This window comes from Humibacter sp., assembly GCF_051954055.1.
Classification (GTDB): domain Bacteria; phylum Actinomycetota; class Actinomycetes; order Actinomycetales; family Microbacteriaceae; genus Humibacter.
The window spans coordinates 1-4143 of record NZ_JBQCIE010000070.1 but is presented as its reverse complement, the minus strand read 5'-3'; the positions used below and the strand labels follow the sequence as shown (position 1 = coordinate 4143).

Sequence of the window (4143 nt, the reverse complement as noted above, 5' to 3'; positions counted from 1 at the left end):
GTGGTGGTCTCGGTCGATGACGGCGAGCCGATCACGGTGGGCGACGTCGCTGCCCGCGCGGTCTGGGTGGCGCCGCTCTGACCCGTTAGTGTGCCGGAGCCCTCCGCTCAGGTCGCAGTTTCTGTCGCATACTCACGCTTTTGGCGACGAAAACTGCGACCTGAATGGTGGGGCTCTTCCCCTTCCCGCGGAACAAGCGGTACGGCGGCGACCGGCGCCAGCGCTACCATCGCGAACGCGAACGGATACCCGACCAGCGTGATCAGGCCGCCGACGGCCGGCCCCACGATCGAGGCGGCCAGGAACTGGCCGGTGTTCTGCGTGCCGAGCGCCCGCCCCGACCAGAACGGCCCGGCAAGCTCGGCCACCGCCGTGTAGGCCAGGCCGTTGTCGGCGACCGTGATCGTCGCGGCCACGATGAGCGCGGCGGCTCCGGCCCACGCGGGTGCAAGCTCGCTCGCCGCCAGCACGACCATGACGGCAGCTGCCGTCCAGGCCACCCAGCGCAGCGGCCGCAGCCTGCTGCCCACCCTGTCGGACAGCACGCCGATCGCGACACGTCCTAGCGCGCCGACGAACTGCGAGACGCCCACCACGATGCCGGCCGCCGTCGCGGTCATCCCCCGGTCAGCGGTCAGCCACACGAGCCCGAAGATCGACACCGTGAACTGCGGAACCACGAGCAGCGCCGACGCGAGGTGGATGCGCACCAGCGTCGCCGACCTGCGGTACGGGTTCGCGGGCCGGCCACCGGCATCCGCTCCCGATCGCTTCGGACGCGGCGGATCGACGATCACGACCGCACTGAGCACGGCGAGCGAGGCGGTCAGCACGAGCGGCAGCACCATGGCCGCCGAGACACCGCCGGATGCCGCCAGCGGCGGCACCGCGATCGCTGCGACCGCGACACCCAAGGGCTGGCACATCTGCCTGATGCCCATCGCCAACCCGCGCTGCTCCTTCCGGAACCAGCCGACCACGACGCGGCCGCTCGCCGCATTCGTGCTCGCGGATGCCGCGCCGCCGAGCAGCAGGAATCCGCCCAGCCCCAGGTACCCCGACGCCGTCATCGCACCGATCGCCGCGAGCGCGGTCAGCGCCATGCCGCCTGCGATCACCCAGCGCTCCCCGACCCGGTCGGTGAGAGCGCCCCACGCGACGAGCGTGATGACCAGGCCCAGCGTCGGCGCGGAGGCCAGCAGCCCGGCCTGCGCGAGCGGAACGCCGCGCTGCGTGTGCAGCAGGGGGATGAGGAACGCCGGCGCCGACTGGAACACGGTGCCTGCCGCCTGAGCCAGCACCGCCGTTGCGAGCATGAGCCACGGCCGAAGCGATCCCGTTCGGGGCATCGAGGCGGGGTGTGCTGGTCGTCTCGGCGCCATGAGGCCTTCTCCTTACCGTCCGGCCACGCCTTCGGACACCGTGCCGGTCTCCGAAGAGCGCGGCCGCGGGCTCGTTCGACCGTGACTCGTGCTCGTTACGGGATACCATAGTGGTATACCAATGCGACCGCAAGCAGTGCCCAGGACTCCTCGCGTTGCCCATACTGGAGGGATGCAAGGGGCCTCACAGACCGATCAGGTCTACGACCAGGTTCGGCAGGCCATCCTGTCGCTCGACATCGTGCCGGGAGCGCGACTGAGCGAGCGGGGCCTCGAGGCGGAGTTCGGGGCATCCCGCACCCCCGTGCGCGCCGCGCTGATGCGGCTGCAGAACGAGGGGCTCGTGGCTCGCGATGGCCGCGCGTGGCTGGCGACACCCATCGATCTCGACGAGGTCACCGCGCTCTCCGAGTATCGGGAGGCCGTCGAGGCAGCAGGCGCTCGGCTCGCGTGCGAACGCGCATCCGACGCGGAGCTAGCGCGCTTCGCCGAGTCGGTGACGGCGCAGAGCACCGAGCCCGACGATGAGCACGCCGGCATGCGGCGCGGATCGGACTTTCACGAGGGACTGGCCGCGCTCAGCGGCAACGCGTTCATCGCCCAAGCGGTGGCCGACACCGTCACACGCATGGCACGCGCACGATGGCTCGAGATGCGCACAGAGGAGGGGCGCGCCGCCGCCTGGGAGGAGCACGCCAGCATCGTGGATGCGATCGCGCACCGTGACGCGGATGCCGCCGCCTCCGCGATCGCGCACCACACGCAGGCGAACCTCGACCGGCTGCTCGCGTCCATCCGTTCCGACCGCCGGGCCTTCGGCGCCCGGGGCCTGCGCATCGTCGGCGAGTAGGAAGCCATCCTCGCGGGAAACAACGCACTCTCGGCGCAAGCGGAGCGCGTGCTCGTGCGAGCACAGGCTGCAAGCGCTTGACGCAAACGCTTACATTTACGTCCTCTCAGGTCTAAGGTGCCTATGACACGGCTCGGTGCCACGAGCACCGGCCGCACAGCACACCACAGCACACGCTCGAAGAGGAGTGGACATGACAAGAGCGCGTAAAACGTCCCTGCGTCTGGCGGGGGTCGCCGGCGTCGCCGTACTCGGCATGGTCCTGGCCGGATGCTCGGGGGGAGGCGGCGGGAGCGGTTCCGGCCCCGCGCAGGAGAACCTCGATGGCAAGGGCCCGATCACCTACGTGCAGGGCAAGGACAACAGCAACGTCATCCGTCCGCTGCTCGACAAGTGGAACAAGGCGCACCCCGACGAGAAGGTCACCTTCAAGGAGCAGTCCGACAAGGCCGACCAGCAGCACGACGACCTGGTGCAGAACTTCCAGGCCAAGAACGCCAACTACGACGTCGTCGACGTGGACGTCGTGTGGACGGCCGAGTTCGCCGCCAAGGGATGGCTGCAGCCACTGACCGGCAAGATGGCGATCGACACGTCGAAGCTGTTCAAGCCGACCGTGGCGACCGGCACCTACAACAACACGCTGTACGCCGCCCCGCAGACCAGTGACGGCGGCCTTCTGTACTACCGCAGCGACCTCGTGAAGACTCCCCCGACCTCGTGGGACGACATGATGAAGGACTGCGACATCGCCAAGCAGGCCGGCATCGGCTGCTACGCCGGCCAGTTCGCCCAGTACGAGGGGCTCACGGTGAACTCGGCAGAGGCGATCAACACCGCGGGCGGCACGATCGTCGGCAAGGACGGCAAGACGCCGACCGTCGACTCCGCCGAGGCGAAGAAGGGCCTGCAGCAGCTGGTCGACGCCTTCAAGAACGGCAACATCCCGGCCGAGGCGATCACGTACCAGGAGGAGCAGGGCCGCCAGGCGTTCGAGTCCGGCAAGCTGCTGTTCCTGCGCAACTGGCCGTATGTGTACAACCTGGCCAAGACCGACGGATCCAGCGTGGTGAAGGACAAGTTCGCCGTCGCGCCGCTGCCGGGCAACGGGGACGGCAAGCCGGGCGCATCCAGCCTGGGCGGTCACAACGCTGCGATCAGCGTGTACTCGAAGCACAAGCAGACGGCGCACGACTTCGTCGAGTTCCTGCAGAGCGAGGAGACCCAGAAGTTCTTCATGACGCAGGGCTCGCTGGCACCGGTGCTCGCCTCGCTGTACGACAGCAACGAGCTCAACCAGCAGTTCCCGTACCTCAGCACGCTGAAGAAGTCGATCGAGAGCGCCGTGCCGCGCCCCGTGACGCCGTTCTATCCGGCCGTGACCAAGGCCATCCAAGACAACTCCTACGCGGCGTTGAAGGGTGACAAGTCGGTCGACCAGGCCGTGAGCGACATGTCCGCCGCCATCAAGACGGCCGGTTCGGGCAGCTAGCAGTGTCGACCCAGACGGTCGTTGGGGGCGCGGTCCGTGCGCCGCGCCCCCAGCGGCAGCACAAGCGCGGGCAGGCCAGGTGGGCGGTCTGGCTCCTGCTGCCCACCATGATCCTGCTGGCGGTGGTGATCGGGTACCCGATCGTCAGCGCCGTCGTGATGTCGTTCCAGAAGGATGCCGGCCTCGACTCCGCCACCGGCATGTTCGTGCAGGGCGGGTTCGCCGGCTTCACGAACTACACGCACTGGCTGCTGCAGCAGTGCTCGTCGGCGACGGGCGCGATCGCGTGCCCGCCCGGCAGCCTCGGCGCCCAGTTCTGGAACGCGGTCGGCATCACCTTCTTCTTCACGGTGGTCACCGTGGTGTTGGAGACCCTGTTCGGACTGTGGATGGCGATCATCATGAACCGCGCCTTCCAC

At 68.8% G+C, this 4143-nt stretch carries 3 protein-coding genes and 1 pseudogene; 3 read left to right on the top strand and 1 reads right to left on the bottom strand.

Annotated features, from left to right (window positions below):
- Positions 1 to 107: 107 nt before the first annotated feature.
- Complete coding sequence (locus ACTHNC_RS08220) at positions 108 to 1382, bottom strand: MFS transporter (protein ID WP_440294112.1); 1275 nt, start codon at positions 1380 to 1382, stop codon at positions 108 to 110.
- A gap of 172 nt (positions 1383 to 1554) precedes the next feature.
- On the opposite strand from ACTHNC_RS08220, the gene ACTHNC_RS08215 reads away from it, so the two are divergent.
- The 3 genes and pseudogenes from ACTHNC_RS08215 to ACTHNC_RS08205 all read left to right on the top strand — a co-directional run.
- Positions 1555 to 2232, top strand: a complete 678-nt coding sequence (locus ACTHNC_RS08215) for a GntR family transcriptional regulator (protein ID WP_440294111.1) — start codon at positions 1555 to 1557, stop codon at positions 2230 to 2232.
- Between the two features lie 193 nt (positions 2233 to 2425).
- Positions 2426 to 3724 (top strand): ABC transporter substrate-binding protein, encoded by a 1299-nt coding sequence (locus ACTHNC_RS08210; RefSeq protein WP_440294110.1) that lies wholly within the window; start codon positions 2426 to 2428, stop codon positions 3722 to 3724.
- A gap of 95 nt (positions 3725 to 3819) precedes the next feature.
- A pseudogene (locus ACTHNC_RS08205) lies at positions 3820 to 4143 on the top strand (sugar ABC transporter permease); the annotation flags it as partial.

What these genes read in the sequence shown, in the direction of transcription:
- ACTHNC_RS08210 (WP_440294110.1), top strand. Translation starts at nt 2,426, where the DNA reads ATGACAAGAGCGCGTAAAACGTCCCTGCGTCTGGCGGGGGTCGCCGGC.
- ACTHNC_RS08215 (WP_440294111.1), top strand. Translation starts at nt 1,555, where the DNA reads ATGCAAGGGGCCTCACAGACCGATCAGGTCTACGACCAGGTTCGGCAG.
- ACTHNC_RS08220 (WP_440294112.1), bottom strand. Translation starts at nt 1,382, where the DNA reads ATGGCGCCGAGACGACCAGCACACCCCGCCTCGATGCCCCGAACGGGA.